The sequence below is a fragment of the Vibrio sp. ZF 223 genome, assembly GCF_003050585.1.
Classification (GTDB): Bacteria; Pseudomonadota; Gammaproteobacteria; order Enterobacterales; family Vibrionaceae; genus Vibrio; species Vibrio crassostreae.
Window position 1 is genome coordinate 21,590 of sequence record NZ_PIGB01000007.1, and the last position, 21,722, is coordinate 43,311.

Genomic DNA, 21,722 nt, shown 5'->3' on the forward strand with positions numbered 1-21,722 from the left:
CTTACTGCTGTTCACTTTCTTGATCTTTGCGATGAACGCTAAAGTTGAACTTGGTGAGCTTATTCGGGGTAATTCGCAACACTTTCGGGTTTTCGCTCACCACTTCCATGGAGGTGGATAGCGAGTCAGTGTCCAACTTCACGAGGAAGTTCTTACCTTTCTTATTGAGTACCCATTGGTCGGGCACGTGGTAACGACCGTACTGGTCTGTGTAAATAACGATTCCCTCAACCGTCATCAACTTAACGCCCGGAATACCATCTTCGTAGATACCTTTGTTCTCGATAACAATTTCCCACAGGTAATCCTCGCCATCGCGATACAGGTTTCTGGTTACATTGAGGTTTTCAGCGCTCAGTCCCTTTTTCTTGTCCGATTCATGCTTAAACTGAATCTGACCTTGTGCGTCGAACTCGATGCGAGAGCCCGCATCGGTCGTGACGTAGAAATCAAAGCTTTGCTGCGTGCGAGTTTTAAATTGAATAACCACTTTGCTGGTTTCTGGCAGTGTTCGGTTCACTGAATGTCCCCAAAGGTCGCCAAGATTCAAACCTTTCTCTAGAACAGAGGTCGCAGAGCCAACCAATTCTTGGTCTTTGACGACAACCTCCTTAGCATCACGGACGACAATTGTAGATCCCGCAATATAGCCTTGAGTAGGCAGATTAGCTGTTAACTCAACATTAAATGCCGTTGCATCAGCTTGGAACCCATCTTTGTTGTGATCTTCAAAGACTTTGCCGATGATCGATGAGGTATCGAACACCTTGTCCGGTTCTACGGTCACTTTGGCGGTGTCTTCATTAGAAACCGCTGAGCCATCCACTTTCGCGACTGCGGTGTTGATGTAGTCACCAAAGGTCGCACCTACCGATACTCGCAATAAGTAACGAATACGCAGTTTCTCGCCCGGGTCAAAGTTCAACGAAGTGAACATCAGCTTGCCAGTATCTGATGGCTCTTGAGAAAGAACCTGATCATCTTCCGTACCAAACTCACCATCAATACCGCTCAACACGATTTCTGACGTGTCCACGATGTATTTCAAGCCACCTGGGTAACGGTCTTCTACCGTCACGTTCTTAAAGTAAGATTCATTGTTGTTTTCAACGATGATCTCGTACTCAACCGCATCACCGACTTGCGCGGTATCTTGCAGCGCCGACTTGGTCAGCTCCAATTCCCCAGAGTTGTCAGGAATCTTCTTGATGTGAGTGGTTACGCTGTCGCTAGTTTCAGTACCGTCAGATTCAGTCGCCGTAAAGGTATTGGTGATGTCGTCATCTAAACCTTTACCTAATGTACCCACCACTTCGAACGCATAGGCATTTCGCTTTTGGGATTTTAGGTTAACGGTCGTATCTAGATCTTTACTCGACGGGAAGCTATGACGCTGAATCACCGCGCCTGTGTCATCGACTTCAACACCTTCAATCGTCCAGTCAGTAAACACTTTGTTGCCAACGCTATTTTGCAGTTCGCTGATCTCATCAGTGAGTCGCACGTTCGCTGCATTACCTAAACCATTGTTGGTCACAGCTAGGTAATAAGTGACACTGTCGTCGTCTTCGGTGTATTCAGGTTTGTCTGAACGCTTTTCGACAATCAGATCTGCGCCCACTGGAGGTAGATCCAGAGCTGATACTTGGTCTGCTACTGCCTGCATCGAGGTTTCTGATGCCAACATACCTTTAGATCGAGCACGCATCGTCGGGCTACCCGTTAGATCAAGGTAGTAGCCGAGTACATCGATGTTGGTCAACATGTCTTCGTTGACGGTCAATGTGAAGGTGTAGTCAATCTTGCCACCCGGCGCGATGTCGACCAAGGTGAAGAGGTCTTTATCGTTATCAAACGTACCCGGCTGCGTTTCAGCCCCTTCCGATGATGCTGTTAGGGTCCAATCATCAAAAGCATTGCTGCGGGAGCCATCTATGTAATCACCCATTGACTCAGAGAACTGGGTGTAAAGCGCCACATCTTTAGCGATACCACGGCCAATGTTTTGTACCACTAAGTGATACTCAACTTGGTCGCCCGGCACGTAATAAGGTGCGTCTGTATAGAGCTCAGCTTGAACAACCGCCGCGACAGTGTTAACCGGAGGGCTAACCACATCGCCACCGTCAACTTGCGCTGTATTGACGATACGTCCAGTCGCAGTATCGACCACGGTGCCTTTTGAGCGGAATACAACCGTACCATGCGGTGCAATATCCACACTGTATTCAATCGGGCTAATTTGCTCTGTCGTCGTGCCTAGCGTGGTTGAGTCAACAATCAAAGAAGTGGTTCCGGCAACAAAGGCAGGGCCAGTGGTGCCATCGTAATAGCTCACCTCTATCGTGCTCATATCATCGACAACACTTAGGTCACTAATGTAGTTGTTTGAGGTGTTCTCAATAGTAATCAAGAACTCCAGCTCACCACCCGGCTCATACTCGGTTTGTACGTTGGTTTTCGTCGCAACAAACTCAGAGTCTTTCGGTGTCATGACTACCGTTGAGTCTTGTGGTGCGCCGTTGTAAGTGATGGTTGCCGTGTTACTGATATCGCCAATCGCCGTAGTACGAATCAACGCCTTAACATGGAATGTCACGGTACTTTGTGGCGCAACATCCATAATCACATCGATGTCTTCACTTAAGTCGAATGTCTTTGGAGTGACAACCGAACGATCATCCGAGGCGTCAAAGCTCACTTCCCAAAGTAGGAATGCCGACTCTTGTTTATCCGCGGTCGTGTCGACTTGAATGTCACTGATGATGTCTTGAAGTTGAACACCAGATGCAAACGCATCAGAGCTGTTGGTTACGGTGATGTCGTAGTTAACCAGCTTGGTTACTTCATACGATGGCGTATCAACCGTCTTCTTGACCGAAACCATCGCCAAAACTGGTGTACTAGTAGCACTGTCATCAAATGTTGTGTCGTCAAAGATCGCTGATGCGATATTAGTAATATCGCCTGTCGCCAACGGATTAGTCGTCACTTGAATAGTGAAAACAATGCTGTCTTGAGGCGCAATATCGAGCGTCTCATTAAGGTCTTCACCACTGGTTGCATCCGGTACTGGGGTCTCACCCGTTGTCGATACCGCAGATATTTGGATTGAAGCAGGGTCAAAGGCTTGCTTCGTCTCACCACCAGCAATCGTGGTTTCAACCGATTTCAACGCATCTTCAATCACAACATCTTCAGCCCAACCTAAACCGTTATTTTTAACGGTCACGGTGTATTGAAGTGTTTCTCCCGGAAGGTACTCCGCTTTATCAACGTCTTTTGTGATCTCAACTTGTGCGTCTTCTGGAATGTAGGTCGCGTCTGCGGTGTATTCACCATCATCGCCAACCACTTTAACAACGTTAGTGATCTCGCCTTTGGCTTTGTCATTCACGGTATTTGTGACAACAAACGAATAGCTGTCACCGGGATGAATGCTGTAAGTGGCGCGGTAACCTTGAGCAGTGTTAGACACATCTTTACGAGCATTCAATGCTGGGTCACCACTACCATCAATCTGTTCATCGCTGATGATCCAGTTGCCGGTAAGGGCTTGTTCTTGATCTGGGCTGTTCGCCACTTCGGTCATGATGGTATCGATACGATCCGTCAGGACTTGATCCACAAGGTAACCTTCACCCGTGTTAGCCACGGTGATCTTGTAGGAGATAGGTTGGCCCGGTTGGTACTTAGCATCAGGCTCGGCAATCGGGGTAGCTTCTTTGGTTAACACCAACTGTCCCGGCTGAGGCGTAATGTAGCCCTCTCTTAAGCGAGCTATTTTCGAATCGTCCAAGCCATGTCGCAGATATGCAGTATTGGTAAAGCGACCAATCGCATCATCACGAACCTTGCCTTCAACATGGATTCGAACAACCGTGTACTTATCACCGCCGCCAGTACCCGCATCATCACGCCCTGCCATCTTGACTGACTCAGCAGGTAAATCGATGTCTGGGCTGCTTTGCCCAACGAGCTTGTCTAACTCTGAGAAATCATTCGCGTCAGGATCCGATGGTGCTGAGTTGTATAAGACATCGTAATCAACGCTCCACTCAGTGAGTGCGGTTTGCATTGAACCATCGACAGTTTCGACTTCGAAGCCACTGATGATGTCGCGGATTGAGAACAGGCCAGAATCCACATCGTCATTGGTAATGTCGATGTAGTAATTCACCGTGCCACCCGGCACGTAAGTAGGTGTATCTGTCCACTTATCGATTAGGATATTAGAACGACCAGGGTCAAGTACGATGTCGTTGGTGTCATCACCGTTCACTTGTGCCGTATTGGTAATGGTGCCTGTTGCCGATGTTGAAACCGTGCCTTTGACATCGAACACAATGCGTTCGCCGGGACGAAGATCGACAGTCGCATTCAATGGCACACTGCCATTATAGTTACCTTGCACGTCATAAGTTCCAACCGGTTCAACCGCAATCGCTGTTGCCCAATCAGAGAACGCATCATCACCATCTTCGGTTTTGATGGTATGGATAGCATCGATAACACGTACATCATTGGCGATACTATCGCCGGTGTTATCTAACGTAACTTGATATTCAACATCACCACGCGGTGCATAGGTACAGCTGCTGCCATCGTTTGAAGGAACTGAACAGCCAGCTGATTCACCATCGGTGTATACCAAGGTTTTGAAGTAGTCGAGTTCAGCCGCTTGTGGTGGAATCGTTTCTGATGTTGCTGACTGATTACCTGCCGTCACTCGGTTGGCTTCGATAGTCCCCAAAGCATCATCACGGATAACACCTGTTAAGTTGAACGTCAGCACTTCACCTGCGGCAATATCGGTTTCGATATTCAGGTTATTGTTTGGGTTATAGCTCTGAACATAAGTATCGACGTTAGCATCAATACCATTGCTGACTTCGTGAGTGATATCGCCCGAAACAAAGGCAGATTCCATTGTTCCACCAATAGCCTCAACTTGAATATCCTTTACCGTGTCTTTGATCTGAATATCATTTGCCCAACCGTTTTCTGGGTTAGTGACCACGAATTCATACTCGACTTCGTCACCCGGCAGATAGGTATCCCCATCATTGAACGGGTTGCCGTTAATCGACACCACACGTTTTTCAACACTGGTATTGTTTTCAAGCGGCATTAAATTCGCTGTTCGGGCACTACCGTCGTAAGTCGCTTTGTTTTGAATGTCACCCAATGCATCTTCACGAATTTCAGCATGAATAGTGAACGTTAGGCTTTCTTGAGGCGCGATAACAATGTCGTTATCAATATCAACGTTGTTACCAGAAACAAAGTCAACCGCGTCCGTGATCGAACCTACCGCTGCCGTTTTTTCTAGCTGCACTTCCCAACCAGATAAAAATGGTTGCCCGACAGGGTCAGCGCCAGACGTCGAAGCATCTTCTGCAATGCGAGTCTGAATTGCAGAAATGGTATCTTCAAGGCGAGAACCATACTCAATTCCGTTGCCCGTGTTCTTAATTTGAACTCGGTAATAAACTTCACTCTCACCCACAGCTTGAGAATATTCAGTTTTTTGCGAAGAGAAGCCTGCATCATAAAACGCTTTTTTAGAGAACGTGACTTCAGGATCTGCCATCGTTGATGGTGGTGATACCGCGATCAGTTCATTACCATTGTCTTCATCGATGTAAGCTTTATTAGTAAAAGAACCTACCGCTTTCGGACTGATCTTGGCTTTTATGACATAGCGGACAAACGCTGACGATGCAGCTCGGCCAAAGTTGTCTGCCGAGATATCGAAGTGAGTATCAATCGGCTTATTGTCTTGGATTGAGTTATCAACATCTGGGTTGGAAATACCTGAGCTATCAGTGAATGTTTCAATCGTCCAGCTATCAAATGCAGGGCCACGCATTCCATCAAAGTATTGAGTGTTAATTTGGTCGATGTCATCACGCAAGCTCATATCATCAACGTGGGCGCTCGCAATGTTCTCAATTAAAATTTCATACTCAACATAACCACCTGGCATGTAGTTAGTTGCGCCAACCAGTTCGTTTTCATCCGTGTCGTAATACGCCAGAATGTTCTTTTCAAAATCAACTTTTCGAGCTTCTTGACGAATACCATGAGAGATCGTATCTCCATCAACAGTCAGTACATTGATAATATCGCCATTGGCTTTATCGTTAATGGTTGCCACTACTTGGTACTCAAGCGTTGCTCCCATCGGAATATCGGCTTCTTCGTTTAGGTTGCTGTCTGTTGATGTATAAACCTTACCTGCACCCGCACCTGCATCGACATACTCAGAATCAGTGCCCGTTGCGATAGAGGTAATGGTCCATGTTGAATACGCAGGTCCAGTCGTGCCGTCTACGAGATCAACGGTAATATCTTTGAGGTTATCGACAATTGGAATGTCATGAGCATTACCTTTGCCGTCATTTTCAATCACTAAGTGATAGGTCACCGTCTGAGCTGGCTCGTACACCACTTCATCAGTCGTTTTATCAAAATCTAAGTGGTAGTCATCAGGGATCACTACTGTATCTCGATAGTGAATATCACCGACGGCGTCAGGCCTAACAGTACCGGTTACCGTGTAAGTCACGTCTTCACCGGCATCGATATCAATAGAGGTCACGATATTGGTGTCATCCACAACCTCACCGTCTTTTGTACCATCGGTTGTGCCTGCGTTTGCTGGGTCACTCTTAGCCACCGCAACCGTAAACTTGTTGGTACCCACCGCATCGTCGAAGAATGGATTGCCTGATGTGCCGTCTTGTAACTCAACAGAGATATCATTGATCAGTTCATTAACGTCAACGTTGTTGCGATAGCCGTGACCATCTTGAGAGTTGTATTTGATGGTGTAAGTCAGTTCATCGCCCGGAGAGTAGCGGTTGATGTTGGTTGTACGAACCACGGTACCGTTATTGTGAACTTGATGGTTTTCAGCCACGGCACGCTTAAAATATTCGCAATCTGTCATACACCCAGAGTCTCTACTATCGAGGAGTAAAGCTTCATTCCGAATAACATTTAGCCCATCCGCGTCAACCCCATTTGACACCGCATTATCTTTAACAAGGGCCTTAATCTTTATGGTTTTCAATTCACCGGGAGCAAGTGACAACGGAATCCTTACATCATGGGTAGATTGACTTCCATAGCCACTCCCAGTATCTATCAACCAATGCTCGAATGCAGACTGGTTTTCGACATCCTCAACATACGCATCTTTGTCATTGGCAAGTGTTGTGAAGACCTTCGTCAGTTCGTCTTTGAGCTCAACTTCAGCGAAGCTTTCTTCATCATTGTTCTTAACCAAAATGGTGTATTCAACGTATTCACCTGGTGTATAGCGGACTACATCCGTCGTCTTTGTAAGGGAAACATTGATATCAAAAAGGCTATCTGCGTTATTAATTTGCGCGGAAGAACTGTGCTCTCTGTCTGTAATAGGGTCATAGACATCTACACGGTTGGATACTTGATCATGTGGATAATCAGCATTAACAATACCACTCACATCATAACGAACCCAACCTCCTGGAGTGATATCAACATCAGTATTGATGTCTGTATTATCAGTAATATCACCGTAACGAGAACCCGGTTTATCTGTGTTGGTCGAACCTACAATTGTCCAACTATTAAAGAAGTTAAGCGCTGAAATGCTATCTTGTACCGTTGCGTCATTTGCGTAACCAGTGCCGCGGTTATAGATATAAATATCGAATGTAGCGCGCTCACCTACAACAAAGTCGGTATTTTGAGCGGTCTTAGCGACTACAAGATTCGGTTCGCTAGGATAGGTACGTACCGTATCCGATAGATTAGTATCTGGTCCCGTCACTGTTGCGGTATTGGTGAATGCTCCCCAAAGAATCTCACTGTCGACACTGCGATCGAGTGTCCCAACAATGGTATAAGTAATCGTCGCACCTGGCGGGATCTGAGCGTTGGCATCCAGATCATTGTTATCCGAGAACGATCCAGGGTCAGTCACGGCTTTCACCCACGGGGAGTCTGCCTCTCTTTCTGCACTGATCGTCCACGATGAGAACACGGGCTTGGTTTCACCCGGCTCATGAAGTAACTCAGCTTCTATGGTGCTGATTTCATCTTTGACATTGATGTTAGAGGCGAAACCGTTCCCTTCTGGGTTGGTAATGCTGATCGTATAAGTGACAGTATTTGTGGTGTCGGTATACGCGTTCTGTTCGTTATGACCATCAACACGCTTATCCAATACTAAGTAGTAATCTCGTGGGTATGAACCTCTGTCGGAATAAAGCACGCTGTCGACTGTCACTTCATTACGGATTTCATCATCGGCAATGGGGTTTACGATCGCCGCAATGCTATAAACGATCTTATCATGTGGGGCCAACTTAGCCTTCTCGTCCAAGATAAGTTTATTGCTTTGATTACCTTCAATTTGGCCAGTAAAGCCGGGATCACTGTTTGTCGAAATTGAGCCGTCAGAGGCATAGGATTTCGCAGTAATAACCCAGCTCAAATACGCTTTAGTCGGTGTATCATTAATAGACTGAGTCATGACAGACACTAAATCATCATAAACCGGTACATCAATCGCGTAGCCGTCACCGTTATTCTCTACCGTGATGTCGTAGTTCAGGGTACCGCCAGCTGAGTAGTAACGAGAATCCACTTCCTTTTGGACTTTTAATTTCGAGTTTGGCATTTGAACGCCAGAACCCAACTCGCCTAAGTTATCCCCTAAGCACAAGCCGGCATCGGTACCATCATCAACAATCTGACCCACACTGGTGTCTGCCACTTTTGCGGTCAGCTTATAATGAACATAGCCCTCGGGTGCGAGGTCGACTTTCAAATTGATGTCGTTCGTAGTCCAAGCCCCATAATTAAATGAGCCATAGTTAGAACCCTCACCGCTGCTTTCATCCACTTCCAACTTCCACTCGGAAAACGCAGAATCGGTAGTACCATCGGCTTGCTCTGTCACGATACAAGCGAACTTGTCGATCACTTCAACATCGTTAGCGAAAAATTCAGTGTCTTTGTTGGAGACAACAATGTCGTAGACCACTTCATTTTCACCCGATATTCCAGGGACATAAGTGGTATCCGTTGTGTTCTTGTTGCGGGTAATTTGGCTTGATGAAGAATTCAGAACTTCTTGCGTCTCTAGAGGGTTAGTCACTACATCACCAGAATCTGCCGTACCTTCAGCATCCACTACTCGGGCGATAACTTTAGGAATTTCGCCAATTGAAACAGGGCTTACATCAACTTCTACTGAATAAAGAATCTCTTCACCAGGGTAAATGGAGACTACATCATCCAGTGAACGATTTGATTCAACGCCGCTAGCGGCCAGTTGAGAGGTGCTGTTGGGCCCAATAGTAATAACTTGATTGGTCCAAGATTCGTAAGGATTCCCCTTGGTATCGGTAGCATTTTTATCATTGCTGATGTCGTTACCTAAGTCGGTCTCTAAGTCAGCAAGTAACTGCTGAACAGAATAGCCATAAGCGATACCGGAATTTTCTTGGTTGGTTACCGTAACCGTGTAAGAGAACTCATCATCAACAACATAGTTCTCTGTTTGGTTCAAGGTATGTTTAAGAGTGACATTAGACGCTGTGGGGGGCGTTGTGATTTCATTCCCAGTGACTTGCGCATCTCGTGTTTCTACCGTTATGTTGTCATTAACAATATCGCCGACGAGTTTGTCGGCAACGGTCGTTCGAATTGTGTAGGTGATAGATCCACCAATATCTATCGACGCATCAGTGACGGACAAATCCCCTGAAGAGTTGAATTTACCTGCATCACTTTCACCGCCTTGTACCTCGGCTGAGTTCACATTGTTTGTGAAGGCCTGTTGAAGAACACCATCAATGTCGAGTGTCTTGATATCTGAAATAGCATCTTGAACATCAAGGCTTCGAATCACCATATCGCCAGTATTTGATACCTTAATCGAGTACGTGAGTTCTTTATTCAGTTGGTAGTTTGTCTTATCTACCGACACCAGAATATCGTGTTCGTACAAACCTCGTTGAATAGATTCCGTATTTGATTCAGCAGATGAAAGAGGCCCAGCGCTCGCGCTTGCGACGTTATCAATCGTACCGGCTGCGTCACCAGAAACTTTGGCGGTCATGGTATAGGTCACCGAGCCACCCACAGTAATACGTACGTCAGTCGCCTCTAAACTACCAAAACGGTTGTAAGTACCCGGCGATGAAAGAAGCGTCGCCTCCGCTTGGATCGATGCTTGAGTAAAGGCGTTAACATCATTCCCTTCATCGTCTGTCGTTAAGATATTTAACAGATCATCTTTAACATCCAACCCTGCAATGGTTTTATCCGACTCATTCGTAAGAACAAGCGTATAAACGACCTTTTGCCCATTGTCATAAGACGCACTATCAACGGACAGATCCATTTTTAGCCCCGCTGTTTCAGCTTGGACGGAGAATGGAAACAATAAAATAGATAAGAAAAAGGCAAGGTTGTATCTGAACATTAACGCGTACTTCACAGTAGATTGACAAGTCTCCAGGCTAAATGCCATAGATTTGACGTCACCAATTTGGCACTTAGCCTATTAGGGACATGCGCAACATACAGTTCAATCAACCCGAACAATTAACATCCGTAAAAAACAAATTACTGAAGATGTTAAATATAGAGTCTGATGTCTAAATTAGAATCAAGACATTGAGTTAATTATCAGAAGGTTAATGTTTTAATGAGTGAGTTTTCACAGTTGTTACGTAACTTCAGAAAGGAACTTCAATTTACACAAACAGAGTTTGCAACCTACTTAAATCAGCTAGACGATGAGTTTAATGCGGTTGACGTCGTAACGATAAATCGTTGGGAAAACAGTAAGGTAAAGCCTAGTACATACAAAGCACTCAAGATCTTACAGTACCTTGGCGGAGATTTGTTTGAGACAATAAAGAGCTTTAAGTCCGAACAAAAAGACACACTAATCGAACTGTTTTTAAACGAATCCTATGGCTCATTTCAAAGTAGAATTTCAGCTCTATCAGGCCTGAATCAACAACAAGGCGAACGCAACTTTAAGTCACTGCCTTTAATGTCAGAGCCGTGCGACACTGGCGTTATCGACAGAATCAAACTACTTTCTAAATTCACAAAAGTCGATATTTCGCCACTGGACCAAATTGATTTATATCTCTATTACTGTGAGAAAAAAGCACATGGTCACAAGCTCATCAATACAGATGGCGACATTGTGAGTCACAACGTAGGCTTTTTCTTTGAAGACCATCAATTTGAGACATTAAAAACTCAAGAGCTAGATCTAAGAATGGCCAGCTCTTTAAATTCAAGCAAAAGCATAAATTATTTTAATATAAGCTCACACTCAGAGAAAAAAAATCATGTTATTGAGCATATAGTTTCAGATATAAAGTTACTTTCTCAGAACAAAAACATTAAAAAATATTCTGTTTTAGTTAAAGACCCCAACATGATGAAACTCTTGAAGGGCGTGGGGTTTGAAGTATTTAAATTTTCAGAACCTTCTGCTAAAAAATGTAATATCACATTCAAAAATAAACATTATAGCTACTGTATATTAACGATTGATAAAATAGACTATCTGACGAATCGGAACGTAATGTCACTAATCAAAGATGAATATTCTACCATGATGAAATTTCCGCAATTACTGCGCGAAGCGCGCAAGAAATTGAAGTTAACGCAAAAGGATTTTGCGGCATACATTAATCACTTAGATGATGAATTCAGCTCTGTAGATGTCGTAACGATAAATCGATGGGAAAATAGCAAAGTAAAGCCAAGTAATTACAAAGCCCTAAAGCTATTGGACTGCCTTGGTCTGGACTTGTATACAACGTTGAAATCCTTTGATTCAGAAGTTAACGAAGACAGTGCACTACTTGAAGACTTCCTTCGTGAGAGGTTCTTTTCGTTTCAAAGCCGAGTATCGTCTATCACTAAAGGGGAGATAGAAGAAGGCTGCGACTGTCAGATCATGCCATTGATGACAGATCAGAATGACAAAGCAGTAATAGATAGAATTAAGCTGATTTCGCAATATACAAAGGTGGATCCTTCAGCTCTTGATACTATCGACCTGTTTCTCTATTGCAGTGAAAAAAAGGCGCATGGCAGAAAAATGGTCGATGTTAATGGCGATATTGTTAGTCATAGCCTAGGTTTTTTCTTCAACGAAGAGGTATTCGAGCAATACCAAAATAAGCATCTACATATTAAGCAAGCCTGCTCTTTAGATTCTAATCAGGACTTAAATTATATAGTCGTTAGCGGTCACTCTGAGAAACGCGAACAATCTATTGCGAACCTGATTTCCGATATGAAGCTTCTTGCAAGAAATACTAAGATCAAGAAATTCTCTATGATGATCAAAAATCCAAATGCACTGGAGCTGATGAAAAACCTTGGGTTTGAAATCTATAAATTCTCAGAACCAACAAAAGAAAAATCGAACATTACCTTCAAGAAAAAAAACTACCGCTATTGCGTACTGACTATCGACAAGATTGAATTACTTAGCAATAAACATGTTATTGCTTTTATTAGTAAACATGGTTAAGCACCTGATTTTACTAACTATAGAAAGCTTATACTAAATTCTTCTTAAGCTTCTCTTCTAAGGCTTGAACACACAGTTGGATGGCAATCGGCGTGTTGGAAGTAAATGGGTTCAATGCATAAACCGTATTGGTGGGTAATTCAAAGCTTGGCAGCACGTCGACAACTTCATTGGATAACTGAGGAACACAGAAGTCTGGAATCACACCAATGCCAACACCCGATTTAATCAACGCAAGACAACTGTGAAATGAATTGGTAACGCAGCTAGCTTGTTGTTGATAGACAAAGCCTTCTTCAGTTAGAGAACTGAAATGGTGAGTCACCTGCTTCCCCTGCCAAGAGTTTGCAATGTAAGGAATCGATTCAAGCTCACGTTCACGCATGCTTGTGACGCCACACAACACATCTTTAAACTCACCTAACCGTTTCTGTTTTAGGTTACTGTCTCGTGAACTGCCAACTCGCACCGCAAGATCAATATCGTGCTCCATGAAATCTAAGTGTTGATCATCACTGATCAATTCCGGCTTTAATTTTGGATACTGTTTCATCAGATCGGCAATAACAGGCGCAACCAGCAAATCCATCAACGCATTAGGAGCCGTGATGCGAATCCGTCCCTGTGGCTCTTCCAACTCCGATTTCGCCATATCCCATGCCGATTCAGCGATCACGTTAATATCCTTACAACTTAGATAGAAGCGCTCTCCCATACTAGTCAAGGTTTGTCTTCGCGTTGTTCGTTTAAGAAGCGAAGCACCAAGCTCTTGTTCCAGAATTTTTAGGTGCTGACTGACGACAGATTTAGACAACTCTAACTTTTCAGCCGCAGCCGATACTGAGCCTTGCTCTACAATATGAGCGAAAATCGACATCTGCTTTAGCTTACTCATTTTATTGTTCTCTTTTTACAAACAGTATTTTCTATTATCTCTGTTTTTCAAATTAATTTCCAAGACTAAACTGAATCCAACTTATCGAGATACCTAATCAAAGAAACAGTGTTTGAAAGAAGACTGCTATGGAGAGAAAACAATGTTAAACAACCAAGTATTAGAAGCATGTAAGCAAGGCATTAACGCGTGGCAAAAAGCATTCAATAGCCAAGATGCTAAAGGTTGTGCCGACCAATACACAGAGGCTTGTGTGATGGAAGCTCGTCCATTCGGCACTTTTGAAGGCCGTGAAGCGATTCAAGCATTTTGGCAAAACATCATTGACCAAGGCTTCAAAGACGTTGATTACACAGATGTTAAGTGGGAAGAGCACCCAGAAGGTGGTTACATTCTTACCGCTAGCTGGACAATGAACAAAGCGTTTGGTGTCGTACACCGTGAACACTGGGCATTAGAAGCGGATGGCTGTGCTCGCCTAGTAAGTGATGACTTTGAAGTTCAAGGCGAACGCTAGAAGCTAGAAGCATAGAAACAGAAAAAAAAGCTAGCAATCCGAATGGACTGCTGGCTTTTTAATGTTCACTCTGTCGCCATTTCACTTGATTTGAAGGTGATTCAATGACTCTACACAATCACTCAAAATGTCTGGTAAGACAGAGCAAATACAAGTCAAAGTTACAGTGCTGCTTTCTTCGCTTCTGTAATCCAACCATCGAACGTGCTTTGGTTCGCTTTGATCCAACCGTTTACGTGCGCTTCGATATCCGCAGAGCTGTTCTTACCTTTACTCATCATCATGTTCTGAGCACTTACATCATTGATGTTAAGTTTGATGATCTCGAAAAGCTTCGCTGCTGATGGGTTATTCTTAGCAAACTCTTTGTTCGCAATAATGCGCATTGAGTTCATTTCGAAGCCGTAGTTTTTGCCGTTAGATAACGTCGTATCAACATCCGAACGCTCGCCAGGAAGTGAAGAGAATGGCACTTCTAGCCATACTACGTCTTCGTTAGGCACCAATACACCACTTACCCAGTACGGTGTCCACGTGTAGTAAAGGATTGATTCACCCTTTTGGTAACGTGAAATCGTGTCTGCGATGATAGCCGCATAGTTACCTTGGTTATGAGTTACTGTATCGTCCAGTTTGAATGCTGACAGTTGATGTTCAATTACCATCTCACAACCCCAACCTGGGTTACAGCCTGTTAGGTCGGCTTTGCCATCACCATCTGCATCAAACAGTTTTGCAATTTTTGGATCGGTTAACTGACCAATATTAGTGATGTTGTACTTTTCTGCCGTTTTCTTATCAATCAGGTAACCTTGCGCTGCACCACTTACATATTGGCCTTCGCGGTAGAACTTTTCATCGCCGCCCGCCATTGTGTATTTGTCTGCATGAAGCGGGAACCAACCTACCGTTAGGAACGTTGCGTCACCTTTTGCAATTGAGGTGTAGCCTACGTTGTAGTCCACTTCTTGTGTTGATTTCACGTCGTAGCCAAGCTGTTCTAGAGCACGGTTAACAATCAGTGTTTGGAACGTTTCTTCAGCAACTGAAGATTGAACAGGCTGAACTGATACACCTTCACCCGGTAGGCTTGCTGCCCATACGTTAGTTGATACAGCCAGTGTAGAAACGATGCTCACTGCAAGTTTGCTCTTCCATGAATTATTCATTGGTGTTTTTCCTTAATTGAAGTTCTGATTTGTTACCGCGATTTAAAGCATTAAGTACTAGGGAAACAGGTCCCATGCGGTACCAGCGTAATTTTGTATTGCCCGCATTCACACCCAACACTTGGGTGATACGATCCAATAAGATGGCGAGAATAACGATGCCTAAACCACCGACTGCAGCCAGTCCCATATCTAAACGGCCGATACCTCTCAGTACCATTTGACCGAGACCACCTACCGCAATCATTGACGCGATAACCACCATCGACAGTGACAGCATCAGTGTTTGGTTTACGCCCGCCATGATGGTTGGCAGTGCTAGTGGCAATTGAATTCGATAAAGCATCTGCTTTTTGCTTGCGCCGAATGAGTGACCTGCTTCGATCAACTCTTCCGGTACTTGCTGAATACCTAAGATGGTTAAACGTACCACTGGCGGCAGTGCGAATATGATGGTTACAACAACACCCGGCACGTTACCGATACCAAACAACATGACGATTGGTACGAGATAAACAAAGGCAGGCGTGGTTTGCATGGCATCCAGAATTGGACGAACGAATTTAGCCGCCGTGTTGCTGCGGGCGAGCCATATCCCCATGGGTAAGCCAATCAACAGACAGAAAAAGACCGATGTCATCACCAACGAAAGCGTAGTCATGGCTTCAGACCAAGCGCCAATCAAGCCAATGAACGTCAAGGATACTGCAGTAGCGACACCAAGCTTCAAGTTTGAAAACTGCCATGCGACTAAAAACAAGATGATCAACATGAATGGTGCTGGCGTAGAAACCAGTGTTGTTTCAAATGAACTTAGGATGAAATCGATCGGCACACGTATCGCCTGAAACAGTGGGCGTCCATGTTCAACCAACCAATTAAGACCAGACTCAACCCAAGTATCGACTGGTAGTACAGCTTCAGCAAAAGGGTTCAGTGGGTCAAAAGGCGTAACCTCAACGGTTTCACTGCTTAGCCAATCCGCTGATGGTGCGGTCTCAGTTGTTTGGCCCCAAGGATCACTTGCCGGCTGAGTAGAGGGAGCTGCTTGCGACCATGGGTCATTATTTGTTTGTTCCGACGACATGATCTATCCCTTATCTAATGTTTGTAGCAGTCGTGACTTAGTCACAACGCCAAAGTAATTACCTTGCTCGTCCACAACAGGAACGGAATAAGGCACACCGCCAACAAGGCCAAGCACATCATTGATTGGTAAATCTGGATTCAGAGTTAAGCCATCACTTAGCTGAGCGCTAACCAATGATTTGTTCTCTTTGTGGGCTTTGCGAAGGGAGTCGATAGAAACAATGCCTGAGTAGTGACTGCTCTTCTCAACAACGATGCCATATTCACGGTCGTTATCCATCAAGATTTGCAGAGCCGAAGCTGGACCATCGTGCTCAGATTTCTTAAATACCGCTGCAGGTTTCTTGCGTGCGATGTCTTTAACCGTAAGGACACTTGCGACATTCACACCACGGAAGAAAGCTTCAACGTAGTCGTTCGCTGGGTTATTAAGAATATCGTCTGGAGTACCTACTTGAACCACTTCGCCATTTTGCATAATCGCGATTCGGTCACCGATACGCATCGCTTCATCCAAATCATGCGAGATGAAAACAATGGTACGCTTATCGTCATTTTGAAGTCGGATTAACTCGTCTTGCATTTCAGTACGGATCAGTGGATCGAGTGCAGAGAACGCTTCGTCCATTAACAGAATATCTGGGTCACATGCTAAAGCGCGAGCCAAACCAACACGCTGCTTCATACCACCAGACAGTTCATCTGGGTAAGACTCCGAATACGCGCCAAGGCCTACTCGCTCTAACGCAGCCAGTGCTGACTCTTTTCGTTTATCAACATCGACACCCGCAAGCTCAAGGCCAAACGCTGCGTTTTCGATCACAGTCATATGCGGCATCAATGCGAAATTTTGGAAAACCATGGAAATGTTGTTGCGACGGACTTCGCGGAGTTCATCTTCTGAGATGTGGGCTATGTCTTTGCCTCGTAGAAGCACATTGCCTTTGGTAGGTTCAATCAAGCGGTTAAGAAGGCGTACTAGGGTTGATTTGCCAGATCCTGACAGTCCCATTATTACGAAAATCTCGCCTTCTTGAATACTAAGAGAAACATCGTTAACGCCGATCGTTAGACCTGTTTCTTCGAAAACTTTGTCTTTGTTCGCACCTTGATTAATCATCGTAAAAGCGCGGTCGGTGTCTTCACCAAACACCTTGTACAGTCCCTTAACTTCCAGTATGGGATCCATGTAGTCTAATCCTTTCTTAGTTATCTAAACTTATAGTTACTTAAGCTTAAAAACTGTTATTTAAACTTAAAAACGGTTATTTAAATTTAAAAAATTACTTATTTAAACTCAAAAAACGATTAGTACTCTAAGTAAATAACCAGTGTAAATCAAGGGGGCTCGTACTGTAACTCACCCACAAAACCACCAATCCCCTAGAAAAATTAATGATTAAGAACAAAGCAACAAACACCCAACACACTGAAAACAAAAGACATTAAAGCAACAAGGCCGCTTGCAACATTATGTGTTACTTACTGATAGATTATTGAATATTTATTTTACATTTGAGCAATTAATACGCGAAACAGACCAAGAATAGCATCAAATAGTTCGTGCACAAATAATTCGAATACAAACTATTTAATAAGATTTAATGACGTTTCAGAGTTGATCATCCCCCCTGCTACAGGGATAAGATCCACACTCGGCATCGACATAAAATCCAAAGGTGAACTGGCTAAAGTCAGCGAGATAAAATCGATCTTTTCAACCAAGAGTTTCAAAACATCACACCAACTGTGACACTTGCTGCAAACTATTAAACGTCGATTATCCAAGCTAAAAGACAACTTGTAGAGTCCTCACTGCTGAGCCATTCTTTATAAAAGAAATTGACATTTCCCCGCGATGAATTAGAGAAAAAGACAAGGAATTCGAATGATAAAAATGCTGGTGTGTGACTTTGACGGGACGCTGGATGGAGGCTCTTCTCATGGGGTGAATCAGTTATTTAACTACCTAACCGAGCAACCTGATATTCGTTTTATCATTGCGACAGGAAGAACTCTGCCGTCAATTCGTGTTGGGTTGGCGTCTGATAACTACCCGAAACCACACAGCATTATCAGTGATGTTGGCACTAGAATTCATCACGATCACTCCCAAAAACCCGATCATGTTTGGCACAATCAATTAGAAGCGTCGTGGAACAAATCCAAAGTAGAGACAGCACTCGCACCACTCGACTTTATGGGCGAACGCTTTGAAAATCATCAAGGAGATTACAAAATTACTTTTGAAGGGAAGCTGTCTGAACCTCAACATGAGTTGATTGAATCAAGCTTGGAGTCGCACGGATTGGATGTACACCTCACCTACTCCCACGACTGGTATTTGGACATCACACCAAAGGGCGTCAATAAGGCTACTGCGATTCATCACCTGCTCAAGCAGCATGATTTGAGCGTAGAAGAAGTGTGTGTAGCAGGCGACTCTGCAAACGACACATCCATGCTAACGATAGAGGGTGTAAATTCGATATTGGTTGCTAACCATTATCCAGAAGTGGCGCACCTATCCGACAGAGACAATGTGTACACCAGCACAGCAACGCACGCTGAGGGTGTGTTAGAGGGGCTCAAATACTGGCAAAAGCGAGCGTCGAGCATCCGATAAACGCTAGTTAGCCATTAACAACAAATTCTAATCAAACAGGCTTCCGGCCCTACTTCCAACCTGGGAGCCAATGTTGATTATCTGTAAGCTCTCGCCAATTGATGTCTTCTTCTCGTTTGGTCATTACCGCCTCTATCATGCAGCGCACGACCTCCCCTTCATCAAATTCGACTTCTGTGACCATAAAGTGCTTTTCTTTCTTCACGGGGCTAACGGCTGTCCATTTGCTACGAAATAGTTTTCTTGGATTGATTCGATTCATGGGCTTCTCTCTTGCTTTGACGTCGTTGATTATCATGAGTTGTCTACTCGACACAAAGTAATAGTCTTTCCATCGCAAAAAAGATCATAAAAAAAGCCAGCGGTTAGGCTGGCTTCATTCGATTAGCTATTTCTCGTTAAAGATTAGCCATTTTTAGGCGGATCAAATGCCGTCAGTTCTAATACTGGGCCTGTGTATTTTTCAATTTTCACAAGCGCAGAGTTCGCTGCACAACCATTCGCCAAACGAGAGGTCGGAATATCCAACGTAAGTACGTTACAGCCACCGTTTTTACATAGGCCTGTATCTTCATCTAAATCTGGCCAACCACCTTCATGGATACATACAGAGCCTTGTTTTATGCCATCAGTCACTAGTGCACCAACCAATACTTGGCCACGACCATTATGTGCACGAACCAAATCACCTGTTTTAATGCCACGCGCTTTTGCGTCTTCAGGGTGGATTGAAATCGGCTCGCGGTCTGCAATCGCGTACTCTTCACGGATCTTCGCGTAGTTGAACTGACTATGTAGACGGTGCGCCGCGTGCGCTGTCATCAATTGCAGTTCGCCATCTTTAGCATTACCTGTGTACTCTGTCGGCTCTAACCAAGTCGGGTGCGCTGGACAATCGTCTAGTTGGTAACCTTCAATCGTTCTTGAGAAAATCTCGAACTTGCCACTCGGTGTACCTAGTGGGTTCATGATTGGGTTCTCACGGAAATCAGCGTAACGAACGAACTGTGCGTTCTTCTCGTTCCACTTCATCTCAATGAGTTGGTTATCATCCCAAAACTTGCTGAAGTTAGGCATTACGATGCGCTGACCACGACCACCTTGCTGTGCTGTTTTGTAGAAACCGTACAGCCATTCCATTTCGGTCTTGCCTTCGGTGTACACATCACGGCCGCCCGGAGCAAGCAACTCAGACATGTCCGCAAACACATCGAAGTCATTACGCGCTTCACCTTGAGGCTCAACGACTTTCTTCATTGGCACTAGGTGTTGGTTACTGTAGTCACCTGTCATCGTCATATCATTACGTTCAAACGATGTGGTAATTGGCAACACAATATCCGCGTGTTTAGCTGCTGCTGTCCAGTAAGGTTCAGAGATAACAATCAGCTCAGGCTTTTGCCAAGCTTTGATCAAGCGGTTGGTATCTTGGTGGTGAGTAAAGTTAGCACCGCCTGCCCACCAGATCATTTTGATCTCTGGGAACGTTAGGTTGTGGCCATTGTGATGGTAGCTTGAACCCGGATTTTCTAGCGCTTCAACAATACGCGCGACAGGGAATGCATTCACAGATCCTGAAACTGCCCAATCGTTACCCGCCGAAGAGCCACCGCCAAGCGACGCTGAAATCGCAGGAAGTACACCGGCATCACGAGCAGGGTTACCACCGTTTGAGTAGTGGTAAGAAAGACCAAAACCACCACCAGGTAAGCCAACTTGACCTAGCATTGTCGCTAGCGTAACCAACATCCAGTGGCGTTGTTCACCGTATTGTTGACGCTGCATACCCCAGCCAGACATCAGCATAGTACGGTTCTTACTGAAGATATCAGCAAGTAGCTCAAGCTGCTTCACTGGCACACCACAGATCTCAGACGCCCACTCAGCAGATTTTTCAACGCCGTCTTCTTTACCCATTAGGTAAGCTTCGAATACGTCATAACCGGTTGTGTATTTGCCCAAGAATTCTTTGTCGTGTTTACCCTGCTTCACTAATGTGTGCGCAATACCCATCATCATGGCTACGTCAGTCATTGGGTGCGGAGCAATCCACTCAGCGTTGTCGCCAAAGAACTCGATAGTTTCAGAACGCATTGGATCAATCGCGATAACCGTTTTGCCCGACTTCTTCAACTGATGGAAGAACTCTAAGCCTGCACAGTCCGTTGAGCTCCAAGCGATCTTCAAGGTATTGATTGGGTTTAGACCCCAAAGTACCACCACATCACTATGCTCAAGGATTACTGGGTAAGTCGTTTGTTGTTCATACACTTCAATCGAACCCACCACGTGCGGCATGATGACCTGCGCAGCACCTGTTGAGTAATCACCTAAGTGACCAGAGTAACCACCAGCCATGCTCATGTAACGTTGTAGAAGTGTTTGCGCTTTATGCAGAACACCGCTTGAACGCCAACCGTAAGAGCCTGCGAATACAGATTCTGCTCCGTGCTCTTTACGAATACGCGAGTGTTGTTGATGAATCAGTTTGTACACTTCATCCCAAGAGATGCGAACAAACTCATCACTACCACGTACCCCTTCAGGTGCAGACGGGTTAGCCAAGTAGCCTTTACGAACCATAGGGTATTTAACACGCGCTTTGGTATGTACTTGGTCAGGGCCTGTAGTTTGTAGGCTGTTTGGAACAGTTTGTGCCAGTGCATTCGTGGTCGACACTAACTTGCCATCTTTCACTTCACACAGCATTGGTCCCATACGGCCTGATGTTAGAACACCAGAACCGCGCTTGTCAGAAGCCATTGCGCTCATCGGCGTCAAGGATGTGAATGCCAACGCACCAGCAGTGATACCTGTGCCTTTCATAAATCCACGACGGGTCATATTAGTCATAA

Annotated in this window: 10 protein-coding genes; 3 read left to right on the top strand and 7 right to left on the bottom strand. The window is 44.8% G+C overall.

Annotation, left to right across the window (positions count from 1 at the left end; translation table 11 throughout):
• Position 1: 1 nt before the first annotated feature.
• Positions 2 to 10,405, bottom strand: coding sequence for a DUF11 domain-containing protein (locus CWO13_RS14305; RefSeq protein ID WP_108083155.1), 10,404 nt, complete (start codon positions 10,403 to 10,405; stop codon positions 2 to 4).
• Positions 10,406 to 10,711: 306 nt separating this feature from the next.
• Here CWO13_RS14305 and CWO13_RS14310 point away from each other — a divergent pair, with 306 nt between their 5' ends.
• Positions 10,712 to 12,571, top strand: coding sequence for a helix-turn-helix domain-containing protein (locus tag CWO13_RS14310; RefSeq protein WP_108083109.1), 1,860 nt, complete (start codon positions 10,712 to 10,714; stop codon positions 12,569 to 12,571).
• 28 nt (positions 12,572 to 12,599) lie between these two features.
• On the opposite strand, the gene CWO13_RS14315 is transcribed toward CWO13_RS14310, so the two are convergent.
• Entirely contained in the window at positions 12,600 to 13,466 is an 867-nt protein-coding gene (locus CWO13_RS14315) for a LysR family transcriptional regulator (RefSeq protein WP_102431622.1), read from the bottom strand.
• 142 nt (positions 13,467 to 13,608) lie between these two features.
• On the opposite strand from CWO13_RS14315, the gene CWO13_RS14320 reads away from it, so the two are divergent.
• Positions 13,609 to 13,983, top strand: a complete 375-nt coding sequence (locus CWO13_RS14320) for a YybH family protein (protein WP_017633307.1) — start codon at positions 13,609 to 13,611, stop codon at positions 13,981 to 13,983.
• A gap of 161 nt (positions 13,984 to 14,144) precedes the next feature.
• Here CWO13_RS14320 and proX read toward each other — a convergent pair whose 3' ends face one another.
• From proX to proV, 3 genes are read right to left on the bottom strand one after another with little or no spacing between them, the layout of a single operon-like run.
• The gene (proX, locus tag CWO13_RS14325) at positions 14,145 to 15,152 is read right to left on the bottom strand and encodes a glycine betaine/L-proline ABC transporter substrate-binding protein ProX (protein WP_108083110.1); all 1,008 of its coding nucleotides are present in this window, start codon (positions 15,150 to 15,152) and stop codon (positions 14,145 to 14,147) included.
• Positions 15,145 to 16,239, bottom strand: coding sequence for a glycine betaine/L-proline ABC transporter permease ProW (gene proW / locus CWO13_RS14330; protein ID WP_102431621.1), 1,095 nt, complete (start codon positions 16,237 to 16,239; stop codon positions 15,145 to 15,147). Before proW ends, proX begins: the two co-directional genes overlap by 8 nt.
• Positions 16,240 to 16,242: 3 nt before the next feature.
• Positions 16,243 to 17,430 (bottom strand): glycine betaine/L-proline ABC transporter ATP-binding protein ProV, encoded by a 1,188-nt coding sequence (gene proV / locus CWO13_RS14335; protein ID WP_108083111.1) that lies wholly within the window; start codon positions 17,428 to 17,430, stop codon positions 16,243 to 16,245.
• Positions 17,431 to 18,129: 699 nt separating this feature from the next.
• Between proV and CWO13_RS14340 the strand changes: the two genes are divergently transcribed.
• Positions 18,130 to 18,867 (top strand): HAD-IIB family hydrolase, encoded by a 738-nt coding sequence (locus tag CWO13_RS14340; RefSeq protein ID WP_048658356.1) that lies wholly within the window; start codon positions 18,130 to 18,132, stop codon positions 18,865 to 18,867.
• 49 nt (positions 18,868 to 18,916) lie between these two features.
• On the opposite strand, the gene CWO13_RS14345 is transcribed toward CWO13_RS14340, so the two are convergent.
• Both CWO13_RS14345 and CWO13_RS14350 read right to left on the bottom strand, forming a co-directional pair.
• Positions 18,917 to 19,129 (bottom strand): TIGR02450 family Trp-rich protein, encoded by a 213-nt coding sequence (locus CWO13_RS14345; RefSeq protein ID WP_108083156.1) that lies wholly within the window; start codon positions 19,127 to 19,129, stop codon positions 18,917 to 18,919.
• Positions 19,130 to 19,272: 143 nt separating this feature from the next.
• Positions 19,273 to 21,720 (bottom strand): molybdopterin guanine dinucleotide-containing S/N-oxide reductase, encoded by a 2,448-nt coding sequence (locus CWO13_RS14350; protein WP_108083112.1) that lies wholly within the window; start codon positions 21,718 to 21,720, stop codon positions 19,273 to 19,275.
• Positions 21,721 to 21,722: the final 2 nt, after the last annotated feature.

Bases quoted from the DNA above. Each gene is read 5' to 3' on its own strand.
- CWO13_RS14305 (WP_108083155.1), bottom strand. From the start codon at position 10,405: ATGGATCTGTCCGTTGATAGTGCGTCTTATGACAATGGGCAAAAGGTC.
- proV (WP_108083111.1), bottom strand. From the start codon at position 17,430: ATGGATCCCATACTGGAAGTTAAGGGACTGTACAAGGTGTTTGGTGAA.
- CWO13_RS14320 (WP_017633307.1), top strand. From the start codon at position 13,609: ATGTTAAACAACCAAGTATTAGAAGCATGTAAGCAAGGCATTAACGCG.
- CWO13_RS14310 (WP_108083109.1), top strand. From the start codon at position 10,712: ATGAGTGAGTTTTCACAGTTGTTACGTAACTTCAGAAAGGAACTTCAA.
- CWO13_RS14345 (WP_108083156.1), bottom strand. From the start codon at position 19,129: ATGAATCGAATCAATCCAAGAAAACTATTTCGTAGCAAATGGACAGCC.
- CWO13_RS14315 (WP_102431622.1), bottom strand. From the start codon at position 13,466: ATGAGTAAGCTAAAGCAGATGTCGATTTTCGCTCATATTGTAGAGCAA.
- CWO13_RS14340 (WP_048658356.1), top strand. From the start codon at position 18,130: ATGATAAAAATGCTGGTGTGTGACTTTGACGGGACGCTGGATGGAGGC.
- proX (WP_108083110.1), bottom strand. From the start codon at position 15,152: ATGAATAATTCATGGAAGAGCAAACTTGCAGTGAGCATCGTTTCTACA.
- proW (WP_102431621.1), bottom strand. From the start codon at position 16,239: ATGTCGTCGGAACAAACAAATAATGACCCATGGTCGCAAGCAGCTCCC.
- CWO13_RS14350 (WP_108083112.1), bottom strand. From the start codon at position 21,720: ATGACTAATATGACCCGTCGTGGATTTATGAAAGGCACAGGTATCACT.